Origin of the sequence: Streptomyces sp. NPDC048612 (assembly GCF_043199295.1) — a bacterium.
In the GTDB taxonomy this organism is placed as follows: Bacteria; Actinomycetota; Actinomycetes; order Streptomycetales; family Streptomycetaceae; genus Streptomyces.
The window spans coordinates 17,707-32,285 of sequence record NZ_JBICVV010000015.1 but is presented as its reverse complement, the minus strand read 5'-3'; the positions used below and the strand labels follow the sequence as shown (position 1 = coordinate 32,285).

General features: G+C 73.0%; 7 protein-coding genes and 1 pseudogene. 3 read left to right on the top strand and 5 right to left on the bottom strand.

What is annotated here, in order from left to right:
- Positions 1–88: 88 nt before the first annotated feature.
- Positions 89–469 carry a DoxX family protein gene (locus ACGFN2_RS22465; RefSeq protein WP_393363112.1) on the bottom strand — a complete coding sequence of 127 codons (381 nt, stop codon included), beginning with the start codon at positions 467–469 and terminating at the stop codon, positions 89–91.
- Between the two features lie 114 nt (positions 470–583).
- On the opposite strand from ACGFN2_RS22465, the gene ACGFN2_RS22460 reads away from it, so the two are divergent.
- Positions 584–1,096: a MarR family winged helix-turn-helix transcriptional regulator gene (locus tag ACGFN2_RS22460; protein WP_393363109.1), complete on the top strand. Its 513-nt coding sequence runs from the start codon at positions 584–586 to the stop codon at positions 1,094–1,096.
- An 83-nt stretch (positions 1,097–1,179) separates the two neighbouring features.
- Here ACGFN2_RS22460 and ACGFN2_RS22455 read toward each other — a convergent pair.
- Positions 1,180–1,431: pseudogene (locus tag ACGFN2_RS22455) on the bottom strand (XRE family transcriptional regulator); the annotation flags it as partial.
- A gap of 267 nt (positions 1,432–1,698) precedes the next feature.
- Entirely contained in the window at positions 1,699–3,171 is a 1,473-nt protein-coding gene (locus ACGFN2_RS22450; protein WP_393363106.1) for an amino acid permease, read from the bottom strand.
- A gap of 558 nt (positions 3,172–3,729) precedes the next feature.
- Here ACGFN2_RS22450 and ACGFN2_RS22445 point away from each other — a divergent pair.
- Both ACGFN2_RS22445 and ACGFN2_RS22440 read left to right on the top strand, forming a co-directional pair.
- Entirely contained in the window at positions 3,730–5,235 is a 1,506-nt protein-coding gene (locus tag ACGFN2_RS22445) for a glutamate synthase subunit beta (RefSeq protein ID WP_393363104.1), read from the top strand.
- 303 nt (positions 5,236–5,538) lie between these two features.
- Entirely contained in the window at positions 5,539–6,933 is a 1,395-nt protein-coding gene (locus ACGFN2_RS22440; RefSeq protein WP_393363101.1) for a transcriptional regulator, read from the top strand.
- A 290-nt stretch (positions 6,934–7,223) separates the two neighbouring features.
- On the opposite strand, the gene ACGFN2_RS22435 is transcribed toward ACGFN2_RS22440, so the two are convergent.
- Positions 7,224–7,631, bottom strand: a complete 408-nt coding sequence (locus ACGFN2_RS22435) for an ATP-binding protein (RefSeq protein ID WP_362611926.1) — start codon at positions 7,629–7,631, stop codon at positions 7,224–7,226.
- A 538-nt stretch (positions 7,632–8,169) separates the two neighbouring features.
- A complete protein-coding gene (locus tag ACGFN2_RS22430) occupies positions 8,170–14,565 on the bottom strand; it encodes an SDR family NAD(P)-dependent oxidoreductase (protein ID WP_393363098.1) in 6,396 nt (2,131 codons plus the stop codon).
- Positions 14,566–14,579 lie beyond the last annotated feature (14 nt).

Below are 14,579 nucleotides of genomic sequence, written 5' to 3'. Positions count from 1 at the left end.
CGAGTACGCGGCCTCGCGCTCCGGGACGACGGTCCTGGGGGCGTCCTGCGTGACCCGCACGGAGGCGTGGAACGAGATCGCCGGTGGATCACTGGAAGGCGTACGGGCCGAACCGGCCCCACGCCACGACGGCCGCGAGCGCGAGCAGCACCACATTCACGGCGATCATCTGCGCCTCGCTGCGACGGGCGTGCACGGCCACGGCACCGAGCATGACCAGCACCAGTCCGAGGGCCGCCAAGGGCGCCAGCACCGGCGCGATGCCGAGCGCGGGCGGCAGGACCAGGCCGAGCGCCGCCAGCAGCTCCACGCCCCCGATCAGCTTCACCGTCCCCGCGCTCACGCCCTCGGTCCAGCCCATACCCGAGGCCGCCAGCTTCTGCTTCGGCTGGGACAGCTTCATCGCCCCGGCCGCCAGGAACCCCACGGCGAGCACGCCGGCGAGGACCCACAACAGAACGTTCATCATGATCAACACCTTTCGATGACTTAAATCTTGAAGTGGAGACTAGAGCCCATTCACTTCAAGATGCAAGTCATCCATCAAGTCGATCACTTCACGCGTGAAGCTATACTCGCGAGCATGGAAACCCCGCAGGAACCCCGCTGGCTGGACAATGAGGAAGATCAGGCATGGATTGCGCTCAGCAGCTTGCTGATGCGGCTCCCCGCGGCACTGGACACGCAGCTACAGCGCGACGCCGGCCTGAGTCACTTCGAGTACCAGGTGATGGCCGGGCTGTCCATGGTCCCCGAGCGCACCCTGCGGATGAGCGAGCTCGCCGCGTTCGTGGAGGGTTCCCTCCCCCGGCTGTCCCAGGTCGTCGGACGGCTGGAGAAGCGCGGCTGGGTACGCCGTAACCCCGACCCCGCCGACGGCCGCTACACCGTGGCCACCCTCACCGGCGACGGTTACGACAAGGTGGTCGCCACCGCCCCCGGACACGTGGAGGCCGTGCGCAGCTGCGTCTTCGACGCACTCACCAAGGCACAGGTCCGCCAGCTGACCACGATCGGCCGCCGCGTCGTCGGCGCCATCGACCCCCAACACCCGCTCGTCACCGGAACGCTGGACCGGCTGCGCCCGGAGAAGTAGCAACGAGGCGGCCGATGAGGCGCGGGTGCGGGGGGGGCGCCGGGCGGCCGAGGACGCCCGGCGGCGTCCGGGGTGGTGGCGGCTCACCCGGCGAGGGTGGTGAGTGCCTTCTGTGTGGTCCGGTCGTCGGGGAGGTAGGCCGGCAGGTGGTGGGCCGGCTGGTCGACGGCGGCGAGTTTGACGTAGCGCAGCCGGAGGTCCCCGGCGACCGGGTGCCGGAAATGGCGTACGGCGGGGTGGTACGCCGCGGTCTCCCGGCGGGCGTACCAGCGGGCGGCGTCCGGGTCGGCCAGCAGTTCCCCGGTGATCTCCGCGTAGCGGCCGTCCTCCGGGTGCCGGGCCGCCTCCCCGGCGTGCGAAGCGAGCGGGGGGCCCCGCCCGGGGGGGGGGGGCCCCGGGGGGGGGGGGCCCGGGGGCCCCGCCCCCGGCCCCCGCGCGCCGCCCCCCCCGGGGGGTCCCCCCGGGGGGGCCCGCCGGCGGGGGGCGGGCCCCCCCCCCGGGGGGGGGCGCGGGGGGGCCCCCCGGGGGGGGGGCGGGGCCCCCCGTTCGGCGGGCCGACGGCGTCACGGCCGTCTGCCGAGGGCCTTCGCAGGCCCGGTGGTTCAGCCGCGGGGACGGCCGGTGGCCTGCAGTTCCTTGCCCTCGGCGGTCGCCTTCGCCGCGAGGTGCGGGTTGCGTGCCTTGAGGACGGCCCAGCCGACGGCCAGGCAGACGGCCCAGCCGGCACCGACGTACAGCGAGATGCGGCTCTCCGGGTCGATGGCGATCAGTCCGGTCACCAGGAGCAGGAACGCCACCGCGATCCAGCTGCACACCGTGCCGCCCGGTGCCGGGAAGGACGAGGCGGGCAGGCGGCCGGCGACGACCGCGCGGCGGTAGAGGATGTGGCTGATGAGGATCATCAGCCAGGTCCAGATACCGGCCGCGGTGGCCACCGACGTGACGTAGGCGAAGGCCTTCTCCGGAACGACGTAGTTGAGGATCACGCCGATGCCCATGAGGGCGGCGGAGAGGGTGATGCCGAGGGCCGGGGTCTTGGTGGAGCTCAGCTTGCCGAGGACCTTCGGGGCCTCGGAGTTGGCGGCGAGGTCGCGGAGCATGCGCCCGGTGGAGTACATGCCCGAGTTGCAGGACGACAACGCGGCGGTCAGGACGACGAAGTTGATGATCGCCGCACCGGCCGGGATGCCGATCTTCGCGAAGGCTGCCACGAACGGGCTGACGCCCGGCTGGAACTCCGTCCACTTCACGACCATGAGGATCACGCTGAGCGCACCGACGTAGAAGACGATGATGCGCCACGGCAGCGTGTTGATGGCCTTGGGCAGGGTCTTCTCCGGGTTCTCGGACTCGCCCGCGGTGACACCGACCAGCTCGACGGCCAGGTAGGCGAACATGACGCCCTGGAGGGTCATGAGGCTGGAGCCGATGCCGTTGGGGAAGATCCCGTCGTGGGCCCAGATGTTGGAGACCGCGGCGGCGTCTCCCGCCTGGCTGAAGCCGAAGGTGACGACGCCGAGACCGATCACGATCATGCCGATGAGTGCGGTGACCTTGACCATCGAGAACCAGAACTCGATCTCACCGAAGATCTTCACCGAGATCAGGTTCGCCACGAACAGCACGACCAGGAAGACCAGTGCGGTCACCCATTGCGGGATGTCCGGGAACCAGAAATGTACGTAGATCGCGGCGGCCGTCAGCTCGGCCATGCCGGTGACGACCCACATGAGCCAGTACGTCCAGCCCGTCACGAACCCGAAGAAGGGGCCGAGGAACTCGCGGGCGTACTCCGAGAAAGAACCCGAAACGGGGCGGTACAGAAGCAGCTCACCGAGCGCCCGCATGATGAAGAAGACGATCACGCCGGCGAGGGCGTACATGAGGATGAGGCTGGGCCCGGCCTTCGCGATGTTCGCGCCCGCGCCCAGGAAGAGGCCGACGCCGATGGCGCCGCCGATGGCGATCATCTGGACCTGACGGCTGCCGAGACCGCGCTCGTAGCCCTCTTCCGGTGCCGCGCCCGAGGCTTCGTTGCCGTCGCCGGGGTTCGTGCCGACCTGCGTTGAGGTCATGTGTGGTGCGCCCTTCCGCTCCATGCCGACCCGCGCCACTACGTGGCGACGGATCGGGTCTCGATCCCCCCGGATACTGATGGAGTTGCATGCCGGCGGTGGCCGGCTCAAGCGCCCCCTACGCGGACATGGGTGACGTCCGTCAGGTGGTCGTGAAGATGTACCACGGGCGAATTTCAGCCAGCGTGACGCAGGTCACGGGGCGAATCGCGCAAAACGCTCCAGGCTGGGCAAATTACCGAACGCTGTGACCTAATCGATACCGGGCTCGAGTGAACCCTCGGGAACGCGCCCACGCATTGCCGATGACCCGTCGCGGTCAGTACACGGAATTTGCCGGGAATTGACGTGGTGGAGACCGGCCTCAGCGAGGGATGGAGTGGCGGAGCGTGAGGGTGCGGGTGGGGGTGGTCACCGCCTGCGGGAGTGTCGAGACGTCTTGGTGGTGGCTTGATCCAGTCGATCTACGGCCTCCCGCTGGGCCAGGAAAGCCGGATGAACCAGGCGTAGGCTGACAGAACGCCCTGTGCACCATGTGTGAACGACGGAGTGCGGTGCATGACCGACCCACGCGGCTTCCTCAAGGCTCCCCGGCGGCCCGTTCCGGCGCGGGCCGTCGAGGAGCGGCTGAGCGACTGGCACGAGGTCTACGCGGGGCAGGCGCTGCTGCCGCTGGTCGCCGAGCAGGCGGGGCGGTGCATGGACTGCGGCATACCGTTCTGCCACAGCGGCTGCCCGCTGGGGAACCTCATCCCCGAGTGGAACGCGTACGCGACGCGGGGCAACTGGCGCGCGGCGGCCGAGCGGCTGCACGCGACGAACAACTTTCCCGAGTTCACCGGGCGGCTGTGCCCGGCGCCCTGCGAGGACGCCTGTGTGCTGGCGATCAACGCCGATCCGGTGACGATCAAGAACGTCGAGCAGGCCATCGCCGACCAGAGCTGGGAGCAGGGGTTCGCGCCCCCGCACCCGCCGGAGCGGCTGAGCGGGAAGAGCGTCGGCGTCATCGGCTCCGGGCCCGCGGGGCTGGCGGCCGCGCAGCAGCTGACCCGCATCGGGCACACCGTCGCCGTCTACGAGCGCGCCGACCGGATCGGCGGACTGCTGCGGTACGGCATCCCGGCGTTCAAGCTGGAGAAGCGGTACCTGGACCGCCGGATCGGGCAGATGCGGGCCGAGGGCACCAAGTTCCGTACGGGGGTGGACGTCGGCGGCGCGGTCGACGCCACCGAGCTGGGGCGGCGGCATGACGCGCTCGTGGTGGCCGTCGGGGCCATGGAGCGGCGGGAGCTGCCCGTACCGGGGCGGGAGCTGACCGGCATCCACCAGGCCATGGAGTACCTGACGCTCGCCAACCGGGTCGCGGAGGGCGACCGTGCCGCGTCCCCGGTCACCGCCGAGGGCCGGCATGTGGTGATCGTCGGCGGCGGGGACACCGGCTCGGACTGTCTGGGCACCGCCCTGCGCCAGGGCGCGGCCTCCGTGGTGCAGCTGGACATCAACCCGGAGCCGGGTGACGCCCGGCGCGACACCGAGCCCTGGCCCGTCTGCCCGAAGGTCTACCGGATCTCACACGCGCACGAGGAGGCCCGGGGCCGGGCGGGCACCGATCCGCGGTTCTTCTCCTCCGCCACCCTCCGGTTCGAGGGGGACGCGGCCGGGCGGGTGCGCGCGCTGTGTCTGACCGAGGTGGAGCCGGTGGCCAGGCGGCCGCTGCCGGACACCGAGCGGGTCATCCCGGCGGACCTGGTGCTGATCGCCCTCGGCTTCTCCGGCCCGGAGCGGGACAGCGGACTGAGGGCGCAGCTGGGGCTCACGCTGGACGCCCGGGGGAACTTCGCCCGGGACGACGGGTTCCGGGCGGTGCGGGGTGGCGGCGCCGGGGCGGAACGCGGCCTGGCCGCCGGGGTCTTCGTCGCGGGCGACGCGGGACGGGGGCAGTCCCTGGTGGTCTGGGCCATCGCGGAGGGCCGGGCCGCGGCGGCGGCCACGGACCGCTATCTCACCGGCTCCACCGCGCTCCCGGCGCCGATCGCGGCGACCGACCGGCCGCTGGTGGCCTGACACCTCCCCGGGGGGGCGGTCCCGGCACGTACGGCTCACGCGGATGCGCGGGTGGCGGTGGTTGTGCGCGGTGGGGAGCGGTGGGCGCCGGAGGGGACCGCGGGGGCGCGGAGGGCGGGCGGGTGCGGGGGGCGGGCTTCTGGAGCCCCCTCATGCACCTTTGCTACAGGGCGCAACGCCCAGGCGACGACTTGACTTTGGTCATGGCGATTCAGTCCCGCTTGTTGGGTATTGACTGTCCTGTCCCGTTGTCTCTGGATATGCCAACGTGAATCGTTGGCGGCATGTGCTTGGAGGCGCTCCATGGCCGCCCGACCGCTCGTCGCGCGTCAGACCAACCAGCGGCTGCGGTCGCTCATCCAGGAAGCCTCACTGTCCAACTCCGCCCTCGCCCGCCAGGTGAATGTCCTGGGTGAGGCACAGGGGCTGGATCTGCGGTACGACAAGACCTCCGTGAGCCGGTGGCTGAGCGGTCAGCGGCCGCGCGGCCGGGTGCCGGCCATCATCGCCGAGGCACTGAGCGGCAAACTCGGCCGCACGGTCTCGACGGAGGAGATCGGCATGGCCAACGGCAACAGCGTGACCTGCGGGGTCGGCCTCCACTTCGCGGCCACGGTGGAGGACGCACTGGAACAGGTCCGTGAACTATGGCACATGGACGCCGAGTCCAGGGGGCTTTTGTCGCGTTCCGCCATGACCGCCTCCGCTCTGGTCGAGCCCAGCAGGGACTGGCTGATCAGTTCCCCGGACCCGCAGGTGGCACGCGCCTGGCGGGTGGGGCCACGGGTGGGGGCGACCGACGTGGAGCTGGTCCGGACGACCACCCAGGCGCTGGCCGAACTCGACCACCGGGTCGGCAGCGGATACGTCCGGCCGGTCGTCGTCTCCTGCCTCAGCAGTGTGCTGTCCGGTCTGATGGACGGGAGTTACGGGGAGGCCACCGGGCGTCAGCTGTTCGCCGCGGCCGCCCGGCTGACGGAACTCGCCGGCTACACCGCCCTGGACATCGGGCAGCCGGGCCTGGCGCAGCGGTACTACATCCAGGCGCTGCGGCTCGCGCAGTCCGCGGACGACCGGTGCTACGGCGGCTATGTGCTGGCGGCCGGACTGAGTCATCTCGCCGTCGGCGCCGGCTGCTCCCGGGAGGCGGTGCAGCTCGCCCGTGCCGCGCAGGAGGGCACCCGGGGGCTGGCCCCGCTGGCCGCGCAGGCCATGTTCTACGCCACCGAGGCCCGCGGCTACGCGATGCTCGGGGACGCCCGGATGTGCAAGATGCTGGCGGACAAGGCCTCCGAGGCGATGGCGCACGTGGTGCCGGGGGACGGCCCCGACTGGATCGCCCACTTCGACCGCGCCTATCTGGCCGACGAACTGGCGCACTGCTACCGGGACCTGAAGCAGCCCCGGCCGGCCGCCCGGCGGGCCGAGGAGGCGCTCGCCCGGCATCCGCGGACCCGGGTGCGGCGCCGGGCCATCGATCTGCTGCTGCTGGCCACCGTCCTGGCACAGGCCGGTGACGTCGAGGAGGCGTGCCGGGCCGCCACCCAGGCGGTGGCGCTGCTCGGCAGGATGAGGTCGGCGCTCGGCGAGCGGTATCTCCAGCACTTCAGGGACGAGGTGCGGCCCTTCGGCGACACGGCACCGGTGCGCGAGTTCGACGCCCTGGTGCAGGAGAGCGGCGTGCGGGTGCCCTCGTGACGCCCGTCCGGCGCCGGACGGGCCGGCGGGCGGGGTGCGGGGGCACCGACGGCCGGCGGGCCCGTACCGTCCCGCGGGGAGGGGGTGCGGAGCCGGAGCCCACCGGACCGTCGGCGGCGGGGAGTCACCCGCGAGGGGTGCAGCGGCGGAGGGGTGCCGGTCGCCGGTGGCGCTCCGGTCCGCCGCTCGGGGTGTTCCGTCGTGCGGGGCCCGCGTGCCTGCCGCGGACCCCGCGTCGTCGGGTTCCGTTCCGTGCGGCCGGCCGCCGGGACCGGCCCCGGGGAGCCGCGTTACGGCGCCACACCGTGCGGGACGCCGGCCGCCAGCGGCACCGATGCCCACACGGTGCAGCCGCTGTCCGCCTCGATCCTGCGGCCCCATCGCGCGGAGGACTTGTCGACCAGCTCCAGGCCGCGGCCGTGCTCCTGTGCCGGGCCGGGACGGCGCATCCGGGGCACCGACGGTGTCCCCCCGCGGTCGTGCACCTCCAGGTGCAGATGGTTGTCCGCTCTCCCCATCCGGCAGGTGATACGGGTTCCGGCGGAATACTGAAGAGCGTTGGTGAACAGTTCCGACAGGATCAACAGCACCAGATAGCGTGTGTCCTCGTCGTCTATGTGCTGTCCGTCGAGCCAGGAGCGCGCCAGGCTCCGGCAGACGGGTACGGCACGTTTCAGCGCCGGCAGCCGCAGCACCACGCGTTGCGCGGAACCCCAGCAGTCAGCGGGAACCAGAGAGTTTCTTTCCTGGGGCCAGCCGGCGATATGCCGGGCGGTTATGGTGACTTCGGCCGAATGCATTGTGGTGGGTAACATGACTACCCCTTTCGTACCTGCCTCATGGACGCCGATGCCGGTATCGCCACATGAAGCACGCCGCGCCATCGCTCGATCCGTCGTGGCGGCCTGGGGAGTTCGCCGCGCCTCCGGTGTGCACCGGGCCGCTTCCGTCCTCTTCCCGTCTCTATTCAAGCAGCGCCTCAGGACGCCCGGGAAGGCGTACGGTGCAGCAGTGGGAGCGGCCGGGGATTTCACCGACGCGAAATACTATGACCATAAAAAAACCGTTGCGCATTATGCGCCGATGCCATTGACGAAAATGGCCGGCGGCTGCGCCGGAAAGGAATGCGGCGGGAATGCGGAAGAAATGCTACCGCTTCTTCCGTGCCGTGAACAGACGGACGCCCGGCGGGCTTTGCTGCCCGCCGGGCGTGATGTGCCCCCGTTGACCGGGGGGTTACGGTGCCGTCAGTTCCAGGCCCAGCTGCTCGGCGATACCGGCGGCGAGGGCGACGAGCGTCGGATGCTCCCAGACGAAGTTCCGCGGCAGGCTGAGGCCGAAGGAACGGTCGATGCGGGCCCGCAGCTCCATGGCCAGCAGGGAGTCGAACCCCAGGGATTTCAGCGGGGTCTGCGGGTCGAGCGAGCTCTTGCCCATCCGCAGGACGTCACGGACGTGGTCCGCCAGATGCTCCTCCAGCGCCGCCCTGCGGGCCAGGCCGGGCGGCAGGGCGGCGAGCCGGGCCCGCATGTCCTCGGCTCCGTCGGCCGCCGGGGCCTGCTCCGCCGGGGGCGCGTCGCCGGTCAGCCCGCTGAAGAAGGGCAGATGACGGCCCGCGGGCGGCAGCCAGGTGTCCGGCGGCCCGGGGAGCACCCCGGTCTGCACCCGCCGGTGTGCCAGCAGCGTCCGGAACGCCGCCAGCCCCTGGTCCGTGGGGATGGTGCGGTAGCCGCGGCGGCTGAAGTCCGTGGCGACCCCGATCTCGCCCCACGGGCCCCAGTTGACGGCCAGGGTCGGCATGCCCTGCCCGGAGCGCCAGGCCGCGAACCCGTCGAGCCAGGAGTTCGCCGCGGCGTAGGAGCCCTGGCCGGGGTTGCCCAGCAGCGAGGCCATCGAGGAGAACACCGCGAACCAGTCCAGCGGGTGCTCCGCGGTGGCCCGGTGGAGCTGCCAGGCGCCGTCGACCTTCGGCATCCAGACCCGTTCCAGCTGGTCGTCGGCGACGTTGGCGATCACCGCGTCGTCCAGCACCATGGCGCAGTGCACCACTCCGTGCAGCCGGAACCCGTCGGCCACCGCGGTGGACACCAGCCGCTCCGCGACGTCCGGATCGGCGATGTCGCCGAGGACCACGGACACCTTGGTGGTCTGGCCGATCACCGTGGCGAGCGTCTGCGCGGCCTCGGGGTCCGGTGCGGAGCGGCCGTTGAGCACCAGATGGCCGGCGCCGTGGGCCGCGAGCCACTTCGCCGTGGCCAGGCCCAGACCGCGCAGCCCGCCGGTGACGATGTAGGCCCCGCCCTCCTGTACGGGCATGTCCATGTCGGGCAGGACCGCGGGGGCCTCCCCGCTGTCGGGCACCGTCAGCACCAGCTTGCCGACATGGCCGGCGCCGGCCATGGTGCGGAAGGCCGTGGTGGCCTCCGACAGCGGGTACTCCGTGCAGTGCAGGGGCTTGAGCCGGCCGTCCTCGAACGCGGCGAGGACCTCCTGCCACACCGTGGCGAAGGTGTCCGGACGGTTGCGCCGCAGCTCGATCAGGTCGACCGTGCTCAGGGTGACGTTGTGCCGCAGCGGCAGCATGCCCAGCGGGGCGTCCGCCAGGATGTCGCGGACCCCCAGCTCCACGAAACGGCCGAACGGGCGCAGGGTCTCCAGGCCCGTCCGGATGGCCGCCCCGGACAGCGAGTTGAGGACCACGTCCACGCCTTCGCCGTGCGTCGCCTCGCGGGTGCGTTCACCGAACTCCAGGGTGCGGGAGTCCATGACGTGGCGGATGCCCATGCCCCGCAGGTAGCGGCGCTTGTCCTCGCTGCCGGCCGTGGCCAGCACCTCGGCGCCCAGCATGCGGGCCACCGCGATCGCCGCCATACCGGTGCCGCCGGTGGCCGAGTGGATCAGCACCCGCTCCCCGGCGGAGAGCCGGGCCACCGAGCGCAGCGCGTACCAGGCGGTCAGGAAGGCGATCGGCAGCCCGGCGGCGACCGCCGGTTCGATGCCGAACGGGACGGGCGCCACCGCGTCGGCGGGCACGGTCAGGAACGACCCGAACGCGCCGCCCCGCAGATCGACCGCGATCACCTCGTCGCCGGCCTGCAGGCGCTCCACGCCGTCGCCGACCGCGCTGACCACTCCGGCGCACTCGAAGCCGATGCGGTAGCGGACGTCGGTCTCACCGGGGAGCAGGCCCATGGCCGTGAGCACGTCGCGGAAGTTCAGGCCGGCGGCGGTGACCCGCACCTCGACCTCGCCGGGCCGGGGCGCGCGCCGTTCGGTGACGGCGTACTCCAGGCTCGACAGATCGCCCAGGCGGCCGGCGCGCAGCCGGAACCCGTCCGTGCCGTACCGGACCGTGCACGTGGTGGCCGCCTCGTCCTGCCCGCCGCTGGGTGCGGCGTGCTCCAGGCGGGCCACGTACCGGCCGCCGGGGCGCAGCACGACCTCGTCGTCGTCCGCGTCGGCCAGCAGTTCCAGGGAGACCTCCTCGGGGTCGGCGTCGTGCGGGTCTGCGTCCACCAGTACCGGCCGGATCTCGGGGTGTTCCAGGGCGGCGACCCGCAGCAGTCCGCGCAGGGCGCTCTGGCCGAGGTCGACCGCGTCGCCCGGCGTCAGGGCGCGGGCCCCGCGGGTGACGACGTACAGCCGGGGCGCGTCCGAGGTGGCGGTGAGCGCCTGGAGGGTGCCGAGCAGCCGGCGGGTGCGCCGCAGGGACTGCTCGGTGGGCGCCCCGCCGTCCTCGGGCCCGCACACCAGCACCACCCCGCGCGGGGATTCGAGGGCGGCGCTCAGCCGCCCGGTGAGGGCGTCGCGGAAGGCGGCGAGGGTGCCGTCGTCCAGCGGCCGGTCCCAGACGGCGGTGCGGGCGCAGCGGGTGCGCAGCGCGGCGGCCAGCGCCTGCGCCGAGCCGTCCGCCTCGCCCACGATCATCCAGCTGCCCGGGGCGTGGCCGCCGTCGGGCGCCGCCCAGGGGGTGGCGCGCCAGCCGATCTCCAGCAGCCAGTCGTCGACCGCCGGGGTGCCGCGGGCGGCCGCGCGCCGTGCGAAGCGCAGACCGTTGACGACGAGCACCACGGCGCCGCTGTCGTCCAGGAGGCGCACGTTCGCCACGATGGCTTCCGCGGTGATCTCGCTGACATGGGCGTGGCAGTACACGGCGCTCGCCGGGTCACCGATGAGGCGCAGCGCCTGCATGCCCACCGGCAGCACCAGCGCCTGGTCCTCCTCGTTGATCAGCGGCGCCACCGCGAGCTGGGCGCAGACGTCGAGGAGGACGGGGTGCACCGGCAGCCCGGGGGGCGGGCTGCTCGCCTCGCGCGGCACGCCGACCTCGGCCCAGAAACTGTCGTTGTGGCGGCCGGCGTTCAGCCGGCGGACACCGGTGAAGGCCGGGCCGTGCTCCAGGCCGCGCCGGCGCAGACCGGCGTAGAGGTCGGCCGGGTCGACGGACAGCGGATGGCGCAGGCTCATGTCCTCGACGGATCTGGGCCGCAGCTCGGGCCGCACGCTCAGCCGGTGCAGCACCGCCTCCGCCTGCGGCTCCCACTCGCCGTCCTCGTTGCGGGCGAGGATCTGGCACTGGGCCCGGTCCGGCGCGGTCATCGTGACGACGGTGGAGACCTCGGTGTCCTGCTCCAGCCGCAGCAGCTGCTTGAACTGGACGTCGGTGACCTCCACTTCGTGCGGTGCCGCGCCGAAGACCTCGCAGGCCACCGAGAGGGCCAGCCCGCAGTGCGCCGCACCGGGGAAGACGGCGTTGCCGTGCACCCGGTGGTCGGCCATCCAGGGCAGCGCGCCGGTGCCGGCGTCGGCGCGCCAGCAGTGGCGCACGGGTTCGCCCGGGAACTCGGTGTGGTGACCGGGCAGTTGGGCCCGGGGCGCCACGGCGGCGGCCGCCGGCTGCGGGGCGTCGGCCCAGTGGTGGCGCCGGTCGAAGGTGACGGTGGGCGCGTCCACCAGCGCGCCCTCGGCGTAGAGGTGCCGCCAGTTCACCGGCACCCCGGCGCAGTGCAGCGCGGCGAGCTGGGTGCGCAGCGTGGACTGGTCGTCCTCGTCGCGGCGCAGGGTGGGCAGGACGACGGGGTCGGTGACGAGACCGGCCAGGCTGCCGGCCACGGAGTGGGTGACGACGGGGTGCGGTGAGACCTCGACGTAGACCACGTGCCGGTCGGCCGCCGCGGCGGCCACCGCCTCGGCGAACCGCACCGGGCGGCGCAGGTTGTCGCACCAGTAGTCGGCGTCGAAGGACGGGGTCTCCCCCGGGTCGACGACCGTCGAGTAGAACGGCACCTTGGGCTGCCGGGGCGCGAGTCCGGCCAGCGCCGAGCGCAGCGCCGGCAGCACCGGGTCCACCAGCGGGCAGTGCGAGGCGACGTCCACCGCGATCGGGAACACCGGGATCTTCCGGGCCTCCCAGGCGGCGGCCAGCCGGCTCACCTCCGTGGTCCGCCCGGCGACGACGGTGGAGTCGGGCGCCGAGAGGACGGCGACGGACACCGTGCCCGCGCTGTCGGCGAGTTCCCCGCGCACCGTGTCGGCGTCCAGGCCGACGCTGAGCATGCTGCCGCTGCCGGCGATGTCGCTCAGCAGTCCGGAGCGCCGGCAGATCACCCGGACGCCGTCGGCCAGGGTCAGCGCCCCGGCCACCACCGCCGCCGCGACCTCGCCCATGGAGTGGCCGATCACCGCGGCGGGTTCGATGCCGTACGAGCGCCAGGTGGCGGCGAGGGCGACCTGGAGGGCGAACAGCACCGGCTGTACCGTGCCGCAGCCCTGGACGGTCTTCCCCTGCCGCACCACATCGAGCACGGACACCTCGCTCTGCGCGCCGATCAGCTCGTCGAGCTCGGTCAGGGCGTCGAGGAAGGCCGGTTCGGCCTTCAGCAGCCCGCGTCCCATGCCGGGCCACTGGGAGCCCTGCCCGGAGAACACCCACACCGGCTGCCGCTCGACCGCGGCGCCCACGGCGCCGGTCACCACCGCCGGGTGCCGCTCCCCGGACGCGAACGCCCGCAGCGAGCCGATGAGTTCCTGGCGCGCGGCGGTCACCACGCCCATCCGCCCGCGGCCGCCGCAGCGCCGCAGCGCCAGGGTGTGCGCGATGTCGCGGAGCGGCACGGTGGCGCCGTCGCCCTCCATCCAGTCCGCGAGCCGGGTGGCCGCGGCCGGCAGGACGTCCGGGGAGCCGGCCGACACCAGGAAGACGTCGGCGGCCGACGGAGCCGGCCGGCCGGTGTCCTGGCTCCGTGCGGGCCGCGGCTCCGGGGCCTGTTCGAGCACGACGTGGGCGTTGGTCCCGGAGAAGCCGAAGGAGGAGACCGCGGCCAGCCGGGTGGCCGTGCGCAGCGGCCACGCGGTCAGTTCGGTGGGGACGAAGAAGCGGGTGCCCCCGGGGGTGATGGCCGGGTTCCAGCGCCGGAAGTGCAGGTTGGCCGGGATGATGCCGCGCTGGAGGCACAGCACGCTCTTGATCAGCCCGGTGACCCCGGCGGCCGGTTCCAGGTGCCCCACGTTGGTCTTCACCGACGTCAGGGCGCAGCGGCCCGGTCCGTAGCCGTAGACCTCGGCGAGGCTGGCGAACTCGATGGGGTCGCCCACGGGGGTGCCGGTGCCGTGCGTCTCGACCATGCCCACGTCGCGCGGGTCGACCCCGGCCTGGGCGAGGGCGTCCAGGTAGAGGGCCCGCTGGGCGGTCACCGACGGTGCGGCGAGGCCTTCGGACGAGCCGTCCTGGTTCGTGGCCGAGCCGCGCAGCACGGCCAGTACCCGGTCGCCGTCCCGCAGCGCGTCGGAGAGGCGCTTGAGCACGACCACGCCGCAGCCCTCGCCGCGTACGAACCCGTCGGCGTCGGCGTCGAAGGTCCGGCAGCGGCCGCCGGCCGACAGCATGCCCATGCGGTCGAAGGACCGGGTGATACGCGGCTGGAAGCTCAGGGTGACGCCGCCGGCGAGCGCGACCTCGCACTCGCCGGCGTCCAGGGCCCGGCGGGCCATGTGCACCGCCACCAGGGAGGAGGAGCAGGCGGTGTCCAGCGCCACGCACGGTCCGTGCAGACCGAGCAGGTAGGAGATCCGGCCGGCCGCCACACAGTGCCCGTTGGTGAGGATCGACCCCTCCAGCTCCTGGGGCTGACCCGCCAGTTGGTCCATGTAGTCGCTGTAGCTGATGCCGGCGAAGACGCCCGTGCGGGTGCCGTTCATCCGGTCCGGGGGGAGGCCGGCGTGTTCCAGGGCCTCCCAGGTGACCTCCAGCAGCAGGCGGTGCTGGGGGTCCAGGACGTCGGCCTCCCCGCCCGCGACACCGAAGAAGGCGGCGTCGAAGCCGGTCACCTCGCGTAGATAGCCGCCCTGACGGGGCGTCGGTGCCCGGCTCCCCGGACCGGGGGAGCCCTCGGGAACCAGGCGCCGGCGCTCCGCGGGCATCTCGCCGACCGCGTCGCGCCCGTCGGCCAGCAGCCGCCACAGGGCGGCGGGCGAATCGGTGTCTCCGGGGAGCCGGCAGCCCATGCCGATCACGGCGACGGGCTCGGTCCCGGGGGTGGGATGTGATTCGGGGGTCGAGTGTGTCTCGGGGGTGGGTTGTGTCTCGGGGGTGGGTTGTGTCTCGGCTGGCGAGCCGTGCTTGTCGTTGCTCATCGGGGCTCCGTACG

What these genes read in the sequence shown, in the direction of transcription:
- ACGFN2_RS22450 (WP_393363106.1), bottom strand. Translation starts at nt 3,171, where the DNA reads ATGACCTCAACGCAGGTCGGCACGAACCCCGGCGACGGCAACGAAGCC.
- ACGFN2_RS22465 (WP_393363112.1), bottom strand. Translation starts at nt 469, where the DNA reads ATGATGAACGTTCTGTTGTGGGTCCTCGCCGGCGTGCTCGCCGTGGGG.
- ACGFN2_RS22440 (WP_393363101.1), top strand. Translation starts at nt 5,539, where the DNA reads ATGGCCGCCCGACCGCTCGTCGCGCGTCAGACCAACCAGCGGCTGCGG.
- ACGFN2_RS22460 (WP_393363109.1), top strand. Translation starts at nt 584, where the DNA reads ATGGAAACCCCGCAGGAACCCCGCTGGCTGGACAATGAGGAAGATCAG.
- ACGFN2_RS22445 (WP_393363104.1), top strand. Translation starts at nt 3,730, where the DNA reads ATGACCGACCCACGCGGCTTCCTCAAGGCTCCCCGGCGGCCCGTTCCG.
- ACGFN2_RS22430 (WP_393363098.1), bottom strand. Translation starts at nt 14,565, where the DNA reads ATGAGCAACGACAAGCACGGCTCGCCAGCCGAGACACAACCCACCCCC.